At 53.6% G+C, this 16,420-nt stretch carries 14 protein-coding genes; 1 reads left to right on the top strand and 13 read right to left on the bottom strand.

Going from position 1 to position 16,420, the window contains the following annotated elements; genetic code table 11:
* Positions 1-119 precede the first annotated feature (119 nt).
* A complete protein-coding gene (locus tag HY879_01075; protein ID MBI5601925.1) occupies positions 120-887 on the top strand; it encodes a PEP-CTERM sorting domain-containing protein in 768 nt (255 codons plus the stop codon).
* Between the two features lie 136 nt (positions 888-1,023).
* Here the strand turns inward: HY879_01075 and HY879_01070 are convergent, their stop codons facing one another.
* The 13 genes from HY879_01070 to HY879_01010 all read right to left on the bottom strand — a co-directional run.
* Positions 1,024-1,857, bottom strand: a complete 834-nt coding sequence (locus tag HY879_01070; GenBank protein MBI5601924.1) for an enoyl-CoA hydratase/isomerase family protein — start codon at positions 1,855-1,857, stop codon at positions 1,024-1,026.
* Positions 1,858-2,125: 268 nt separating this feature from the next.
* A complete protein-coding gene (locus tag HY879_01065; GenBank protein MBI5601923.1) occupies positions 2,126-3,286 on the bottom strand; it encodes a 2Fe-2S iron-sulfur cluster binding domain-containing protein in 1,161 nt (386 codons plus the stop codon).
* A gap of 6 nt (positions 3,287-3,292) precedes the next feature.
* Entirely contained in the window at positions 3,293-4,795 is a 1,503-nt protein-coding gene (locus tag HY879_01060; protein MBI5601922.1) for an NAD(P)/FAD-dependent oxidoreductase, read from the bottom strand.
* Positions 4,796-4,948: 153 nt separating this feature from the next.
* Positions 4,949-5,377 (bottom strand): hypothetical protein, encoded by a 429-nt coding sequence (locus HY879_01055; protein MBI5601921.1) that lies wholly within the window; start codon positions 5,375-5,377, stop codon positions 4,949-4,951.
* Positions 5,378-5,819: 442 nt separating this feature from the next.
* A complete protein-coding gene (locus HY879_01050; GenBank protein ID MBI5601920.1) occupies positions 5,820-6,980 on the bottom strand; it encodes an iron-containing alcohol dehydrogenase in 1,161 nt (386 codons plus the stop codon).
* An 11-nt stretch (positions 6,981-6,991) separates the two neighbouring features.
* Positions 6,992-7,414 carry an SCP2 sterol-binding domain-containing protein gene (locus HY879_01045; GenBank protein ID MBI5601919.1) on the bottom strand — a complete coding sequence of 141 codons (423 nt, stop codon included), beginning with the start codon at positions 7,412-7,414 and terminating at the stop codon, positions 6,992-6,994.
* Positions 7,415-7,418: 4 nt separating this feature from the next.
* Complete coding sequence (locus HY879_01040; protein ID MBI5601918.1) at positions 7,419-9,293, bottom strand: aldehyde ferredoxin oxidoreductase family protein; 1,875 nt, start codon at positions 9,291-9,293, stop codon at positions 7,419-7,421.
* A gap of 74 nt (positions 9,294-9,367) precedes the next feature.
* Positions 9,368-11,062 (bottom strand): long-chain fatty acid--CoA ligase, encoded by a 1,695-nt coding sequence (locus HY879_01035; GenBank protein ID MBI5601917.1) that lies wholly within the window; start codon positions 11,060-11,062, stop codon positions 9,368-9,370.
* A gap of 92 nt (positions 11,063-11,154) precedes the next feature.
* Positions 11,155-12,312 carry an acyl-CoA dehydrogenase family protein gene (locus HY879_01030; protein MBI5601916.1) on the bottom strand — a complete coding sequence of 386 codons (1,158 nt, stop codon included), beginning with the start codon at positions 12,310-12,312 and terminating at the stop codon, positions 11,155-11,157.
* Positions 12,313-12,314: 2 nt separating this feature from the next.
* Positions 12,315-13,688: an acetyl-CoA carboxylase biotin carboxylase subunit gene (gene accC / locus HY879_01025; protein MBI5601915.1), complete on the bottom strand. Its 1,374-nt coding sequence runs from the start codon at positions 13,686-13,688 to the stop codon at positions 12,315-12,317.
* Positions 13,689-13,702: 14 nt separating this feature from the next.
* Positions 13,703-13,966: an acetyl-CoA carboxylase biotin carboxyl carrier protein subunit gene (locus HY879_01020; protein ID MBI5601914.1), complete on the bottom strand. Its 264-nt coding sequence runs from the start codon at positions 13,964-13,966 to the stop codon at positions 13,703-13,705.
* 193 nt (positions 13,967-14,159) lie between these two features.
* Positions 14,160-15,029 (bottom strand): 3-keto-5-aminohexanoate cleavage protein, encoded by an 870-nt coding sequence (locus HY879_01015; GenBank protein ID MBI5601913.1) that lies wholly within the window; start codon positions 15,027-15,029, stop codon positions 14,160-14,162.
* A gap of 100 nt (positions 15,030-15,129) precedes the next feature.
* On the bottom strand, positions 15,130-16,420 hold a 1,291-nt coding region (locus tag HY879_01010; GenBank protein ID MBI5601912.1), incomplete at its 5' end, for a propionyl-CoA carboxylase.

Genomic DNA, 16,420 nt, shown 5'->3' with positions numbered 1-16,420 from the left:
TAAATATATATCGGTTTGGCATATCAATTGCTTAACAGAGAATTAACCGGATTTTTCTTTCAAATATTAAATCCATAAAAATGATTCACAACAGGATATTCACCCAAGGAGGGACGACCATGAGAAAAAAAATCTTTACTATTATGGGAATAGTCGCTGTCATAGCACTATTCACCATGACAGCCCAGGTAGGAGCCACCCCGATAACCTTTAGCGGTTCAGGGACAAACCCTATTACGGGTCAGGCTATCAGCGCCAGTGCGACCTTCGATATCGTTGGCACCTTTCTCCAGGTGACCCTGACCAATACCGGAGCCGACGTAATGGCCCCTTCCGACGTATTAACCGCCTTGTTTTTCAATATTACGGGGAATCCCTCATTGACACCGGGTTCGGCGACCCTGGCCTCGGGAAGTTCGGTATTGTTCGGCGGGTCCGACCCAGGGGGAGTGGTCGGCGGCGAGTGGGCTTATACTAATATCGCTTCCGGTGCCCCCAATGGAGCAACCCAAGGCATCTCCAGTTCCGGCTTGGGGATCTTCGGCGGGGCGAATTTTCCTGGGTCGAATCTTCAAGATCCATCGGCTGTAGACGGGGTTCAATATGGCATTACCTCAGGGGCGGACAACCCGTCAACCGGGAATGCCGCCGTCACCGGGAGCAATGCCCTGATCAAAAATTCCGTGGTCTTCTTATTAAGCAACCTGCAGGGAACCTCCCTGAACCAGATTTCGAATGTGTCCTTTCAGTACGGCACGGGTCTGAGTGAGCCAAACCTTCCATCGAATCCAGTCCCTGAACCGACCACTTTGCTCCTTCTGGGCAGCGGTTTAATCGGCATGGCCGGATATGGTCGGAAAAAATTTCGGAAACAACTCCCTGCTTAACCCTCCATACCACCGGCAGAGCCTGAAAAGGCCCTGCCGGTGCTCCTCCATTTTGAGATTCAAAAATTTTCTTGGACAGGATTTACAGGATTGCCTTAATTTTTGTACCTTTCCGGAAGAAAGGCACAAAATCGAATCAAGCCCCCTTAAATTCTCCCTTCCTTTTCTCTAAATAAGAGGCGATGGCTTCCTGAAGGTCTTCTGAGGGTAAAATCATACTGGACCTGGCAGCGGTGAAATGCAGGGAGTGTTTTACGTCAGAACCCTCATTAAACACCAGGACTTCTTTGATCCCCTGCACCGCCAGGGGCGGATTGGAGGCAATTTCTCCGGCCATCTCTTTGACCCTGGTATCGAGGGTCTCTGTATCCGGGAAGACCTCATTAACCAGGTTGATGGCCCTGGCCCGGCCGGCATCAAAGCGGTGGCCCCGGAAGGCGATCTCCCGGGCATGGCCCCGCCCCACCACCTGAGGGAGCCTCTGCAAGCCGCCGGCATCGGTGATGATGGCCAGTCTGGGCTCAGGAAGGCCGAATAGGGTCTCTGCCGAACAAAACCGCATATCACAACAAAGGACCATTTCCAGCCCTGCCCCCAGACAATGACCATGGATCATGGCGATGGTGGGTTTAGTCAGATGCTCGAGGCGGGTGAAGATATCCTGCCCCCTCCTGACCAGCCGATAAAAATCCATCTTCTGTCGGGCACCGGGGGTTGCCCCGATGGCCTGAAGGAGTTCATTCTCCGGCCCCAGGTCCAGCCCCGAGCAAAAGGACTTGCCCTCGCCCCGGAGGATAATCACCCGGGCCTCCAGGTCTTCTTCGGCTTCCATAATGGCTTTTTCCAGGGCCAGCCACAAAGCCCAGCTCATGGCATTTCTTTTTTCCGGCCTGTTCAAGGTAATGGTTCCCAGGTAACCTTCCTGGTGGTAGGCGACCAAACCGTCTTCGCTTGTTTTCTCTTGGCTCATCTCAGACTCTTTCCTTTCCATAAAGATCAAAGCAGAAAATTGCAACGTGAAAATCTATTTTCGTTTTAAACCCTTATGCTCCATGGGGGCACCACGGATTATAAAAATTCAATAAAGAGAGACTCTATGCGATGGGCCAGAGGCAATAGGTAACCCAACAATTTTATAGTTTTTCTTCGCCCATAGCCCATAGCCTATTGCCCATAGCCATTACGAGATATTTCACACTTGAAACTTGCCTCTTGCATCTTGAAACTTTATTTTCAAACTAAATGACAATCTCCAAATCCTCCAGCGGATAAGAGACGCAGGCGTGGACATGGCCGAATCTCTTGTCTGACCTCCGCACTGAAGCTCCCGCCGGTTGAAAAACCTTGCCCGACAAGACCTTCACCCGGCACTGGCTACATTCCCCGGAGCGGCAAAGGGTGGGAATAAGGACCCCCTGCCTTTCCAGGGCAGCGGCCAGAGACTCACCGGAGCGGGCCTCCACGGTTCGGCCGGCCGCCAATTTAATACGAACCGGATTATCGGCCTTTACCTGCCCGGGCCAGTTCGGCGCCCGGGTGATGTCAACCGGCGGGCCGTAAACTTCCTTGCGTATCTTCCTTCCGGGAATCCCCAATCTTTCCAGTTCAGGGAGGCAGAAGTCATACATGGCCTGGGGACCGCACAGATAGAAGGTCTTATCCCCCAAATCCGGGATGATTTTCCGGATTAATTCGCCGGTGATGAAACCTGAGGCGCCGATGTATCCTGCCGGGGGATCTTCAATAACCGGAAGATAGTGAAAATGATCGAAGTGGTCTGAGATTTCCAGAAGAGAATGGTGAAAGATGGCCTCCCGAATATTTTTATTACCGTAGAAAAGAAAGATTTCCCGGTCCAGGCCGCATTCCGCTGCCTCCCGAATCATGCTCATAAAAGGGGTTATCCCGCTGCCCCCGGCCAGACAGACCATGGTTTTGTCGTGGAATAAAGGATTGTAGTAAAAATGGCCCTCCGGACCGGAACTCTGAAGAATATCTTCCTTTCCGACACTGTCTAAAAGAAAATTGGAAACCAGGCCCCCTTCCAGGCGCCTGATGGTCAGATCGTAATACCCGGTCTGGTTGGGCGCAGAAGAGATACTGTAGGGCCGGCTGGTCCGAACCCCGCCAATTTCCAGAAACAGGGCGATATATTGCCCCGCCAGAAAAGGCGGAAGATAGCCTTCCGGGGAAACGAATCTCAAAGTCCTTACCGAGGGTGTTTCGAAAATGATATCGGAAACACGTAACGCTAACTGTTTTGGATGGAGCCGTTGGATATAGGGGTCGGCCAGATCCTTCTGGGCCGAATAATCCAGACCGTACTTCCGGCTGAAATCCCTTTCTTCCACGATCCGGTCATAACCGTCAAATTCCCTGAACAATTCTTTTTGCATCATCCCCTCCTATTTCCCATCGAGTTCCCGGATAATCGCCTTGGCGGCCGTTGCCCCGGCCTGAAGGGTGGGTTGAAATCCGCAGTCCCCGATCCATCCGCTGGCAAAGGAAAGGCCCTGAATGGGGGAAGTCCGTCCGGGTTGAAAAAACATGGAATCCTTGGTGTATTGTTCAAAGCCGTATATGGCCCCGTTGGGATGTCCCAGGTAGCGCATGTGGGTCAAAGGGGAAGCCACCTCGATTTCCTCGATATGGCCCCGCACACCCGGAAAGGCCGCTTCTACCCGACGCAGCATGGATTCGGCACAACGGAATTTCATCCGGTGGTATTGCGTCGGAGGGATCCGGAGCCAGGGCTCGCCGTATTTCAGGGTCACCACACTGGCCTGACAGGTTCCCGGCGGCGAAAATCCGGGGTCGGATACATCATAACAGCTCATGGCCATAAATTGATTTTCCATATCCAATCCCTGCATCTCCATAAGATTTTTATCCGTAATATCCGTATGGCCCGGGAAGAAGGTCATGGACCCGGTGAATCCCAGTTCTTGCGGTTCCCGGTCGAATCCGATATAAAGGACAAAACCCGAAGGGCTGAGAGTCCGGCCGCGCATCTCCTGAAACACCGGCTCCGGGACATTTCCCGGGCCGATAAGCCGGGTATAGGTGGTCACCGGAGAGCAATTGGAAATCACATGACGGGTATTGATCCGGTCCCCGTGTTCGGTAACCACTCCCTCGATCCGGCCCTTTTCAACCAGGATCTTTTGGACACCGCAATTAAAGCGGATCGTTCCGCCCTGGGACAAGAACCGGTTGGCCAGGGCATTGGAGAGGGCCTGGGAGCCTCCTTTGATATGAAAAGGCTTGAGCTCGATATAGGTGAAAAAAAGCATGGACAGATAGGCAAAAGACAAACGGGTCGGGGGCAGGCCCAAGAAACCCCAGTACAGGGAAATGGCGCATTTCAACAAGGGATCGGTAAAAAGATCATCCAGAACCTCTATGGCCGGTTTAAAAGCGTATTGGTAAAGGACCGGGAATTTTTCCCGGGAAGGCTCCGGGTCCTTGAAATAAAAGGCCGCGAGCATCTGAAAGGCATACTGATAGGACAGGTCAAAAAATTTTTCAATCCCCTCCTTTTCCCTGGGAAATTTTTCCTGCAAGGCGGCGATGACCTGTTGCCTGTCGGGCTTAAGTTCCAGCCTGAAATCCCCCGGACCGATCACATTATAGAGGTCCTTGATTTCCACCAATTCCAGCTCCTCCAGGACCCCCAACTGGGAGAGCAACATCCTCAAAGGGCCGGGATTTTCCGGAGTCCCCACTCCGCTGAGCTGATGCAGGGCCACTTCGAACTCAAAGCGTCCCCGGCAAAAGCTGGTGGCACATCCCCCCGGGATATTATGCCGCTCCAATAAAAGGACCTTCAGGCCTTTTTGGGCCAGGGCGGTCGAGGCAGTCAATCCCCCGTTTCCGGCACCGACAACGACCACATCAAATTCTTCCATGGTTGTTCTCCTCTGCTAGTCGCTTAGTAAATCAAAATCGACAAAGTTTTATCAATCATACGGCGAAATTCCTGCCGGGTGGGTGCAGCAAGAGGAACACATTTATATTCTCAACCCGCAACCCGCAACCCGTAACTCGTAACCCGCAAGGCTTTAATGCACCGACATAATCCTCGACAAACACACCAGTCCCGGGAAATGCCTGATCATCCCTTTGATCCTGATCCTCCTGGATCGTATGGCCTCCAGGACTTCCTTTCCAGGGCCGTCAAAATAATAAGGCAGTCCCCATCGTATCCGCACATTGGATAAGGCCATAACCATATCGGCCTCGGACTTGATAAGGAGTTGGGGCCGGGACTGAATCCCGGGGTGTATGGTCAAAATTCCTCCCTGGAAATCCAGGGTCAAAGCCACTTCGGCATCGGTAACGTCAAGCCCGATCCTCAGACGAAGCTTACGGAAGTCCCGCACCTTGTGAGGGTGCTGTTCAAAATTCTGGGTCAACAGGTCTTTGAGCATGACCGCCAACCCGATTTCTTCCGCCCCAGGGGCGAAACGGATTTCAAAAGAATCTGTCATGTTAAATCCTCAGGCCCCATGAGGCGACAGGAATTATGAAAATACCGCCGTCGTAAGGGCGGGTATTAAACCCGCCCCTACACAATTCCACTTTTACCGTCATTCCCGAATGTCTTTATCGGGAATCCAGGTTTTTCCAGAAAATGAGAAAACCAAAGTCCCTGAATTCCGCTCCCCGATTAAGAACGTCGGGGACAAGCTTAAAGCATGCCGGAATGACGGTTAAGGGGCGCATTAGCAAAAAAATACGCTGTAGTAATAACGAATGCTGAATATCGAAGGAAAGGAAAAAATCCAGTCATGATTCGAGATTCGATGTTCTATATTCAACCTTCGATTTTCGCAATAAACCCTCATGCCTAAGGGGGGCGCCGATGAATTATGAAAATGGTTTTCTCTGAACTCTGAGATCCAAACTCCGAACTCCGAACTTTTTTTCGCGCTAAAAAGCCTTCAAATACACCTGAAGCACCTCCTCAGGGTCCGGGATCATTTTCGGATTGTAGATGATGGAACCATCGCTCATGGCTAACTCCGCACAGGGCCTTAAAGCCCCTTCCTCGATGCCCACATCTTTCAGGCTCAAAGGCAACCCGAGCCTTTTCAAGAAATGCTCCATTTCAAAAACGGCCGCTTCTCCGCCTTCCTGCTTCGTCATTCCCTGAGTGACCACGCCCATGGCCTCGGCAATATCCGCCAGAAGTTCGGGGGTCTCTTCCAGATTGAACCGCATCACATGAGGCAGGAGGATGCCGTTGGCCAATCCATGGGGTAAACCGCAAACCGCCCCCAGGGAATGGGCCATGGCGTGGGTCAGTCCGAGCAGGGCATTGGAAAAGGCCCAGCCGGCCATCAAGGCGGCAAGCTGCATCTGGCCGCGGGCCATCAAATCAGAACCATTACTGACCGCCAGGGGCAGATAGCGGGTGATGAGCCGAATGGCGTGAAGGGCAGCCCCATCGGAGATGGGGTTTCGTTGTTGGGAGCAATAGCTTTCCACGGCATGGGTCATGGCATCCATCCCGGTGGAAGCCGTCAGATTCGGCGGCAGTCCCTCAGTCATTTTCGGGTCCAGGATGGCCACGCGAGGAGTATTAAAATATTCATAGATAAGGATTTTTTGTCCCTGCTGCCGGTCCATGACGACCGCCGCACAGGTCACTTCCGATCCTGTGCCGGCCGTGGTGGGGATAACGATATGGGGCGTCTGGGGTCGGGTGAGTATCTGCATGCCTTGAAAATCTCTGAGGCTTCCCCCTTCGGTCATAATGATGCACATCCCTTTAGCCGTATCGATGACGCTTCCTCCCCCCAGGCTGACCATGACATCAGCCCCGGAAGACAAGGCCAGGGAGGCCCCCCGGTCGACCACCTCCATGCCGCTGTCCTGGGGAATATCCTCGTAGATACCGGACAGAGTAGACCCCATAATGTCTTTGACCTGGTCGACCATTCCGGTGGCAACGACTCCAGGATCAGTCACCAGGACCGCTTTATGGCCTAATCTTTTCACTTCATAAGGCAGGTCGGATAGGGACCCTTTTCCGAAAAGGACCTTGGTGGGAGCAAAATAATTAAAATTCAAATCGGCATCGTAGGTCATGTTTTCACCTTTTAATCATCCGGAAATCGGGACTCCAGTTCGGTCAGACAGCGGATGGACTCCTGCACCCCCTTCACATACTTGACCACATAGGGCAGGTTACCTTTCAATTTGAGCTTCCCCTGCATCATGGCCTTGACTGCATCCAGCTCCTTCAGGGCCACCTGCTTCCAGCGGATATAATCACCGGAGATAATAAATTTAGCCTTCTCGGCCTTTTCCCTGTCCACCATACAGATTGCGTTGACCTTCCCATCTTCGAAATCAAGGTAGAGGTATTGATCTTCCGGGAGACCGGCTGCCGGGTCTTTTATGATAAAACAGCCGATATCCCCTTCCCAACCCTTGTTAAATACGGCAAAATCCTGGCTGGCCCTGACCTTCTCTTCCCAGGCCCGGCACCAGTCTTGGGTGAAAACATCCAGTTTGGCCATGATCTTATTTCCCTCCTTTTCGAAAAAGGTTGTTGTTTACAAAGGAAAGCCCGAGGACGGATAAGGTTTGGGGGAGGGGGAATCCTTGCTCATCCAGCCCCCGGATCCGGTAATATTCCATTTTCATTAAGTTTTCATCGGGAATACTTCCTTCAGCACCACCCTCTGATAACGGCCTTAAGATCCTTTTAGGTAATCGATCTTCCCTGCCGGTCAGACCCATGATGTTATTCAAGGCCCGTTTCAGAATCCAGGACCTTTGGCCCACTTCCATGAATTCCTTCAGATCGAATTCATAACCGGTCACGGCATTAAAACCCTTCAAAAGATTGGTCAGGCCCATGGTCCAGTGGACAAAGTGGCAGACACAAACCGTGTTGGCCATCTGTCCCAGGTTTTCGGATAAATAAACCATCTCGGCCTTCCCCTGGCTTTCCTGGGCCGTATAGTCCTCTTTAAGCCCCGCTTCCGGCCAGGAGACCACCCCCTGTTCAACGGCCTGAACCGAGTGTTGCAGGTGGCAGGCCCCCCTGTTAGATGTCATATAAGCCAGGGCCATTCCATGAAACCCCCGGGGGTCGTGCATGGGGAGTTCCAGCCCCTTGATGGTCACCTCAAAATCCTCGGTCTCCGGCCCTAAATCACGGGCCAGGGCCCGGCTCCCCTCAGCGGCCCGGTCTCCAAAACCTTTTCTGAAGGCGATTTTTTCTATCAGATCCAGAACCGCATCCATATTGCCCCAAGCAATCTCCAACCCGTCCAGATCGGTCCCAGCCAGCAGGCCTCTTTCAAAGGCCTCCATGATAAAAGCCATGGTAGCTCCGCAACTGATGGTATCGATCCCCAAACGGTTGCACAATTCATTGGCCCGGACTACGGCCAAGAGGTTGTTGTTCATGATCAGGGTGCCGAAGGCGGCCAGGGTCTCATATTCCGGCCCAGGGCCTTTAGATACCGGATAGGGAGGATCCAGGAACTCGACCACGGGTTTGCAGCCGATGGGGCAGGCATAACAGGCCTTCCGGCCTTTGATTAGCTTCTCCACCAAGGCAGGCCCCCCAAGGGCATCGGCCATTTCATAGTCGACTCCGACAGACCAGTTTTTTATAGGGACATCTCCTGTCATCATTCCCAGATCCATGGCTGCTGCCGTGCCCAATTGGTGAAAAGAATCGGCCATCATGGAATCTTTGATGGCTTGAAGGGCCGCCTTTCGGGATTCCTGATAAGCCTCTGGCCGGGCTATGGGAACCTTTCCCGTACCCCTGACGGCTATGGCCTTGATCCTTTTGCTGCCCATAACCGCCCCCATGCCGGTCCGGCCCAGGTAATGGGCCTTGTCATTACAGACCGAGGCATACCTGACTAAATGCTCTCCGGCAGGTCCGATGGCCAGGACCCTGATGGGTTGTTTCCCCGGGTGCTGCCGGCGCAAGGTCTCCACCGTGGCATAGGTGTCCAACCCCCAGAGGTCTCCGGCCTCCCGGATTGCCGCCCGGCCGTCTTCGATCAAGATATAGGACGGCTTTTCAGCCCGGCCTTTGACCAGGATACCGTCCAGACCGGCCTTTTTAAGATCCGCCCCGAAGGCCCCGCCGGAACTGGATTCCCCCCAAAGGCCGGTCAATGGCGACCGGGCGCATAAGACAAAGCGGGAGCTGCCCGGAAAGGTCGTTCCCACCAGAGGGCCGGCCATGATGAGGAGTGAATTTTCCGGAGACAGGGGATCGGCCTCAAACCCGGCGGTTTCGAAAAAAAGACGGGCACCCAGGGTGCCGCCTCCCACATAGGATCTTAACCAGGAAGGAGGGAAGCTTTTGATTGCAGTCTCACCGATGGTCAAATCCACTTCAAGGTATTTATTAAAACTTCCGGACATGATAATCCTCTTAGACCCTCATACTCCATGGGATCACAAAAGATGAAAATATTCGCATTTTCAAATTAAGCCCCTTAGTTTTTCCCCTTATTCTTTTCCATCTCCATCTCCCGGAGTTTTCTCCGCAGAACCTTGCCGACCGTGCTTTTCGGGAGTTCATCCATAAATTCCACCATCTTGGGAACCTTATAGGCGGCCAGTTTTTCCCGGCAAAAGGCTATGACCTCTTCCGGGGTAAGGGTTTCTCCTTCCTTGGGGACCACAAAGGCCTTAACCGTTTCACCGCGGTAAGGGTCGGGTACCCCCACGGCACAGGCCTCTTTTATTTTAGGGTGTTCAAAAAGGACTTCGTCGATGTCTCTGGGATAAATGTTGAACCCGCTGGCAATGATCATGTCTTTTTTGCGGTCGACGATAAAGAGATAGCCTTCATCGTCCATGTAGCCGATATCACCGGTATAAAACCAGCCATCCCGGATGGCCTTGGCTGTCTCTTCCGGGTTCTTGTAATACCCCTGGGTGAGTTGGGGTCCATTCAGGAGGATTTCCCCCACTTCACCTGTGTTCATCTCTTTCAGACCATCCACCACATCGACGATCCGGCAGTCCGTATCCGAAACAGGCACCCCCACACTGCCGGCCTTGGCCTTTCCCCTCCAGGGATTGGCATGGGACAGGGGAGAGGTCTCAGTGAGTCCGTAAACCTCCATGATCTGGGTCCCTACGGCTTCTTTCCATTGCTTGAGGGTGTCCAGGGCCAGAGGGGCCGCACCGGAGACACAACCCTTGATAAAGGAAAAATCGGTTTTGGGAAATTCCGGGTGATTCAAGAGCCCCACATAGAGGGTGGGAACGCAGGGGAAATAGTCCGGTCGATACTTTCGGGTCATTTTGAGGACCCCGTCAGGCTCGGGCTTGGGGACCAGAATGATGGTCATCCCCCGATAGATACAATGATTCATGACCGCCGTAAACCCGGCGCTGTGAAAGATGGGGAAGATCCCCATAAGGCTTTCCTGGCCCTCTTTGGCATCAAAGGTCCAGGCCCGAAGCTGCTGGACATTAGTACTCAGGTTCCCATGGGTGAGCATAACCCCTTTGGAAACCCCGGTTGTCCCTCCAGTATAGAGCAGGGCGGCTATGTCATTAAAGGAAACCTCGGCCTTGAGGGCTTCATCTCCTGCCCGGGGACCAGGAGGGTATTTCCGGATCAGATCCAGAAAATCATGGACCCCTTCCCCGGAACCGGTTTTGCGGTGCATACTTTTTTTAATCAGAGGGAAAAGTTGTTTGGCTGGAAAAGGAAGATAATCCCGGATGTGGCAGGCGATCACCATTTTGATCCCGGTCTTATCCTTCAATTTAAGGATCCTGGGGACCAACAGGTCCAGGGAAATGGCCATAGTGGAATCCGAGTCGTTGAGCTGGTGTTCCAACTCCCGCTCGGTGTACAGGGGGTTGGTCATGACTACTACGGCGCCCAGACGGAAGACGGCGTAGCAGGCGATGAACCCCTGGGGAATGTTGGGAAGCAGAATGGCTACCTTGTCTCCCTTTTTTACCCCCAGATCCTGCAAGGCGGCGGCAAAGCGGTTGACCAGGGCGTTCAATTCACGGTAAGAAATCTTCCTGCCCATCATCAGCAGGGCAACCTGATCGGGATAATTTCGGGCGCTCCGCTCCAGAGCCTGGCTCAAGGTGAAATTTTCATAAGCAATACCGGGTGGCACCTGGGGGTCATAGGCTTTATGCCAGATCCTTTCTTCCATCTCTCTTCCTCCTTTGGTTATAGGATTAGAGGCGAGGTGCTGCTTAATTCCTCCCTTTTAAACGATTACATCCCAATTTCCTGTTTTATCGTTTAGGTCTTGATACCTCCTTTTCTCATCAGTTCGCCGATAATAATGAGTCTCTGAATCTGGTTCGTCCCGGCTCCGAACTCGATGCCCTTCACGTCCCGGTACATCCGTTCGATAGGATATTCCCTTATAAAACCGTAGCCTCCGAATACCTGCATGGCCTTGCTGACGGCCCTGATCCCGGCCTCGGCACAAAAGAGCTTGGCATAAGAGGCCTCCAGCCTGACCCGTTTCCCCGAATCGGCCAGGGTGGCCGCCCAGTAGGAAAGGACCCTCCCGGCCTGGATTTCCGTCCGGATGTCGGCCAGGATCTCCTGCATCATCTGGAACTGGATGATGGGCTGTCCGAACTGGATTCTTTCCTGGGCATAATGAAAGGCCAGATCAAAGGCCCCCTGGGCCACGCCGATGGGGGCAATGGACCAGAAGATCCTCTCCCGGTCCAGACCACTCATCAAAACCCTGATCCCTTTGTTCTCCTCACCCAGGAGATTTTCCACCGGGACCTCACAGTCCTCAAAGAACAACTCCCCGGTGGGGGAACCTCTGGCCCCCAGCTTCTTCATGGGTTTTCCCCTGGAAAACCCAGGGAACCCTTGCTCGACAATAAAAGCGGATATCCCGTTCTGAGCGGCTTCCGGATTGGTCTTGGCATAGACGATGACCACATCGGCCACCGGTCCGTTGGTAATAAAGGTCTTCGAGCCGTTAAGAATATACCGATCGCCCCTTTTTTCGGCCCGGCAACGTAAAGACAGGGCGTCCGAGCCGGCCCCCGGTTCGGTCAGGGCCAGGGCCCCGATCTTTTTCCCGGCAACAAGATCAGGGAGAAAACGCCGGCGCTGGTCTTCATTGCCGTTTCGGTAAATACTTTCGGTGCACAGGATCGTGTGGGCTCCATAAGTATTGCCCGTGGAGACGCACCCTCTCATCAATTCTTCCATAACCAGAACACAGGAGAGAAAATCGGCCCCGCTTCCCCCGTATTCCTCCGGCAGGGGCATGCCCAAAAGCCCCATTTCAGCCATGGCGCGGAAATTTTCTTCCGGGAAACGTTCTTCCTCATCGATCACCGCTGCCAGGGGGATCACCTGGTTATCGACGAAACGGCCGACCTGCTCCTTGACCATCTTCTGTTCTTCGCTAAACTCGAAATCCATGGCTAATCCTCCTCCTCATCATCTTTCTCCGGATCAGGCGGGAGGAAGTGTTGAATAAAATGGGTATTGAATCGGCCTGCTTTGAAAAGAGGATCATCCATGATCCGGAGGTGGAGCGGGATAGTCGTCTTGACCGGTTCGATCCTGAATTCCTCCAGGGCCCTTTTCATGATACGGATGGCCCCTTCCCTGGTGCGATTGTAGGCAATAAGCTTGGCGATCAGGGAATCATAAAAAATGGGCAGTTCATAGCCCTGGTAAAGATGGGTGTCCAGTCTCACCCCGAATCCACCTGGTGGACGGTAGACTTCGATGACGCCCGGAGAGGGCAGGAAATTCCTTTCCGGATCTTCGGCATTGATGCGGCATTCAATGGCCCATCCCCTGGGCTCAATAGTCTCCTGGCTTAAGGACAATTTGGCACCACTGGCCAACTGGATCTGCTCCCGGATTAAATCAACACCGGTAGTCAATTCCGTGACCGGATGTTCCACCTGGATACGGGCATTGATCTCCATAAAATAAAATTGGCCCTGTTCGTCGAGGAGAAATTCCACGGTTCCGGCATTAGCATAATGGACGGCCTCGGCCGCCCGGACGGCCATCCGGCCCATGGCCTGCCGCAGTTCCGGGGTGAGGACCGGGGAGGGGGATTCCTCGATCAGTTTCTGGTACCGCCTTTGAATAGTGCACTCCCGTTCCCCCAGATGGATGACCTTTCCCCTGCCGTCGGCCAGGATCTGGAATTCAACGTGTCTCGGCTGGCTCAAATATTTTTCGACATAGAGTTCTTCATTGCCGAAGGCCATCCGGGCCTCGGCCTGGGCAATGGAAAAATCTTCCTCAAGGGTCTGCCGGTCCGGACAGATCCGGATCCCCCGCCCGCCGCCTCCGCCCGAAGCCTTGATCATTATAGGGTAACCGATTTCTTCCCCAAGGCCTATGGCCTCTTGAAGCGTGGCCACCCCTTTTTCGCTGCCGGGAATAACCGGTATGCCGGCCTCTTTCATGATCCTTTTGGAGGCGATTTTCTCCCCGGCCATCCGGAGATTTTGCGGGGTGGGGCCGATAAAAATCAGCCCTTCCTTTTGGCAGGCCTCGGCAAAGGCCTCGCTTTCCGCTAAATAGCCGTATCCGGGATGTACGGCCTCGGACCCGGTTTCCTTGGCTGCCTTGATGAGGCCCCTTATGTCCAGATAACTTTTGGCGCTCGGAGGGGGGCCGATACAGACCCGTTCGTCGGCCGGCTCGAGGTGCAGTGATCGGCTGTCAGCCTCGGAATAGACGGCCACGGTCTTTATCCCTAATTCCTTGCAGGTCCGAATGATCCGGAGGGCAATCTCTCCACGGTTGGCGATGAGGATTTTGGAGAACATGATTTTCCTTATGCTCAGGACTTCTCGATGATCAATATCAAATCATTGTCTTTCAAGGCCGTTTCATTGGCTGCAATGATCTGGACCACCTTTCCGTCCGAAGGTGATTTAATCTTCTGAAAGACCTTCATGGTCTCCAATAGCCCCAATATCTGTTTTTTCTTGACCAGAGCTCCTTCTTCGATATAGGGGGGTTGATCGGGGGCCGACCGGCGGTAAAAAACCCCGGACATGGGGGCCCGGACTTCGATTAAATGGGAACTTCCTGTTTCTGTCATATCAATCTCCTGTTTTTATTTCACCTGAATAGAATGAGCTCATGACCCGCAAGGGCACTAACAAACATGAAAATACGTCTACAAGAGGCGATGGGCTATAGGCAAGGTACAAGGATCAAGATTTTTGTTCTTGCAACTTTATTCTTAAACTCAGATCCGATCCCAGACCCCTGACCCCTATTTTCCTCCTATTTTACTGGCTTCTCAGCCCCAATATCTCCCGGGCCTCGGCCGGATTGGCGATTTCTTTGCCCACTTCCCGAATGATCCTGGCCAGGGCCTCCACCAGAACGCCGTTGCTGGCGGCCTTTTCCCCGCTTTGGAGGTAAAAGGTGTCTTCCAGACCGGAGCGCACATTTCCGCCTAATTCCACACATTTTCGGTGGAGGTCCCAGACCTCCTTCCGGCCCACGGCGATGACCTGCCAATGGGCGCCCGGGGGCATTTCTTCCTTGAGCAGGGGAAGCCACTGCGGTTTGGCCGGCATGCCGCTGGCGACACCCATGACCAGGGATATATGGGCCGGCCCTTCAAACATTTTGTTCCGTTGGAAGAGACCCACACTCCGGACGATACCGCTGTCAAAGCACTCAAACTCGGGGACGACGCCATTGGCCTTCATGACATCGAGGAATCGCTGGACCTTGTCCACCGGGTTATCAAAGAGGGATGGCGGCCAGGCCCAGGAGCCATCGTTTTTAAGTTTCAGATAATTCAAAGAGCCGGCGTTACAAGCGGCCATTTCCGGTTTGAATTTTTCTAAACAGGCGGCCGGACCGCTGATATCCGGTCCCATTACCCCGGTGCTCATGCAGATAAGTATTTGCGGGACCCGGGCCTTTATCGCCGCCAGGATATCGCCGACGGTTTTGAGATCCCAGGTGGGCAAATGGCCCAGACCCTGACCCTGGTTCCGAAAATGGACATGGACTATAGAGGCTCCGGCATCATAGGCCTGTTGGGTGTGGTCGGCCATCTCTTCCGGAGTGACCGGGACGTGATGCACCGCCGGATCAGTAAGGACGCCTGTCAGGGCGCAGGTGATAATGGTTTTGGTTTCCATAGATTTCTCCTTTTTCGTCATTCCCGATATCAAAGGTCTTAGTATTTTCCTTCGAAATTCATGATTCCCTTTTTCGATATTCGACATTCGTCGTTAATTTTTACGTCGGTCCTGTTCCCTGTCCCCTGGCCCGACAGGGCAGGGTTTCCTGTTTGTCCCTGATCAGATCCAGGGCCTCGATGATCCGTTTTCGGGTATCCTTGGGTTCGATGACTTCATCGACCATCTGGGCCGTCCAACTGCGCGCCGCTTCGAAAATATCGATCCGCTCCCTGGAGCGGTTCAGATACCCTTCATAGGCGTCTTCCTCGATCCCCCGGCCGTAAACCTGCCGATAATCCAGGGTGGAGGCTTCCACGGCCAATCGGGCAATAGGCCAGGCATAACAGAGATCGCCTCCCAGACCTTTGGCACTCCCCAGGAGTATTCCGCCGCCATCCCCATAGGATTCCCTGAGTATGATGCTGATCTTGGGAATGGTGGCCGTTGCATAAAGATCGAGTATTTTCCCAAAATGTCTCAAGAGCCCCAGGGCCTCCTGGTCTTCTCCGGGCACCAGCGGCGGGGTATCGACCAGATTGATCAGGGGGATATTATAGGCATCCAGGACCTGGAGAAAACGGTAGTATTTATCACAGGAATTGATCTCCAGGATGCTTCCCGCTTCACCGGGATTGTTGGCCACCAGGCCGACCACCTGGCCGTTGAAACGGCAGAAACAGGTGATCAGATTTTTGGCATACTCGTTTTTGATCTCCAGGTACTCTCCGTCATCTACCAGGATCTTGATGACCTTATGCATATCATAAGTCTCTTCGTATTGATCAGGGACAACAGCCATCAGTTCTCCCACTTCCCGGTCCTGTGGATCGGAAGTCTCGCGCCGGGGCGGTTTTTCAAAGCAGTTGGCCGGAAGAAAACCCAGGAGTTCTCTGGTCTTTTGGAGGGTTGCGCGATCGTTATCGCCCACCAGATCGCAGGTGCCGCTGTACATCATGTGATAATCAGCCCCTCCGACATCATCCCCGATCTTTTCAGAGGTGGCGGCCTGGGTCATCCGCGGACCACCGAGCCAGAGATGGGCCGTGCCCCGGCTCATGAGGAGAAAATCGCACAGGGTCGGGCAATAGGCCTGTCCGGCGATGCAGGGGCCCATGAGGACGTTGATTTGGGGGATCATTCCCGAAAACCTGGATTCCAGGGCAAACCACCAGTCGATGCCGGCCGAAGGGACATCCTGATAGCCCAACCGGCCCCCCGAGGAATCCAGAAGCCAGACCATGGGGATCCTCCAGCGGGCGGCCATCTCCATTAATTTAACGAACTTCAGTCCGTGCTGGGTGGCGATGGACCCCCCCAGGACGGTGAAATCGCTGGCATAGACGGCTATC

This window comes from Deltaproteobacteria bacterium, assembly GCA_016219225.1.
Classification (GTDB): Bacteria; Desulfobacterota; RBG-13-43-22; order RBG-13-43-22; family RBG-13-43-22; genus RBG-13-43-22.
Note: the sequence above shows the minus strand (reverse complement) of the source record. Positions and strands in the feature narration are given on the sequence as shown.

What these genes read in the sequence shown, in the direction of transcription:
- accC (MBI5601915.1), bottom strand. Translation starts at nt 13,688, where the DNA reads ATGTTCTCCAAAATCCTCATCGCCAACCGTGGAGAGATTGCCCTCCGG.
- HY879_01020 (MBI5601914.1), bottom strand. Translation starts at nt 13,966, where the DNA reads ATGACAGAAACAGGAAGTTCCCATTTAATCGAAGTCCGGGCCCCCATG.
- HY879_01045 (MBI5601919.1), bottom strand. Translation starts at nt 7,414, where the DNA reads ATGGCCAAACTGGATGTTTTCACCCAAGACTGGTGCCGGGCCTGGGAA.
- HY879_01060 (MBI5601922.1), bottom strand. Translation starts at nt 4,795, where the DNA reads ATGGAAGAATTTGATGTGGTCGTTGTCGGTGCCGGAAACGGGGGATTG.
- HY879_01035 (MBI5601917.1), bottom strand. Translation starts at nt 11,062, where the DNA reads ATGGAAGAAAGGATCTGGCATAAAGCCTATGACCCCCAGGTGCCACCC.
- HY879_01065 (MBI5601923.1), bottom strand. Translation starts at nt 3,286, where the DNA reads ATGATGCAAAAAGAATTGTTCAGGGAATTTGACGGTTATGACCGGATC.
- HY879_01040 (MBI5601918.1), bottom strand. Translation starts at nt 9,293, where the DNA reads ATGTCCGGAAGTTTTAATAAATACCTTGAAGTGGATTTGACCATCGGT.
- HY879_01030 (MBI5601916.1), bottom strand. Translation starts at nt 12,312, where the DNA reads ATGGATTTCGAGTTTAGCGAAGAACAGAAGATGGTCAAGGAGCAGGTC.
- HY879_01070 (MBI5601924.1), bottom strand. Translation starts at nt 1,857, where the DNA reads ATGAGCCAAGAGAAAACAAGCGAAGACGGTTTGGTCGCCTACCACCAG.
- HY879_01015 (MBI5601913.1), bottom strand. Translation starts at nt 15,029, where the DNA reads ATGGAAACCAAAACCATTATCACCTGCGCCCTGACAGGCGTCCTTACT.
- HY879_01050 (MBI5601920.1), bottom strand. Translation starts at nt 6,980, where the DNA reads ATGACCTACGATGCCGATTTGAATTTTAATTATTTTGCTCCCACCAAG.
- HY879_01075 (MBI5601925.1), top strand. Translation starts at nt 120, where the DNA reads ATGAGAAAAAAAATCTTTACTATTATGGGAATAGTCGCTGTCATAGCA.
- HY879_01055 (MBI5601921.1), bottom strand. Translation starts at nt 5,377, where the DNA reads ATGACAGATTCTTTTGAAATCCGTTTCGCCCCTGGGGCGGAAGAAATC.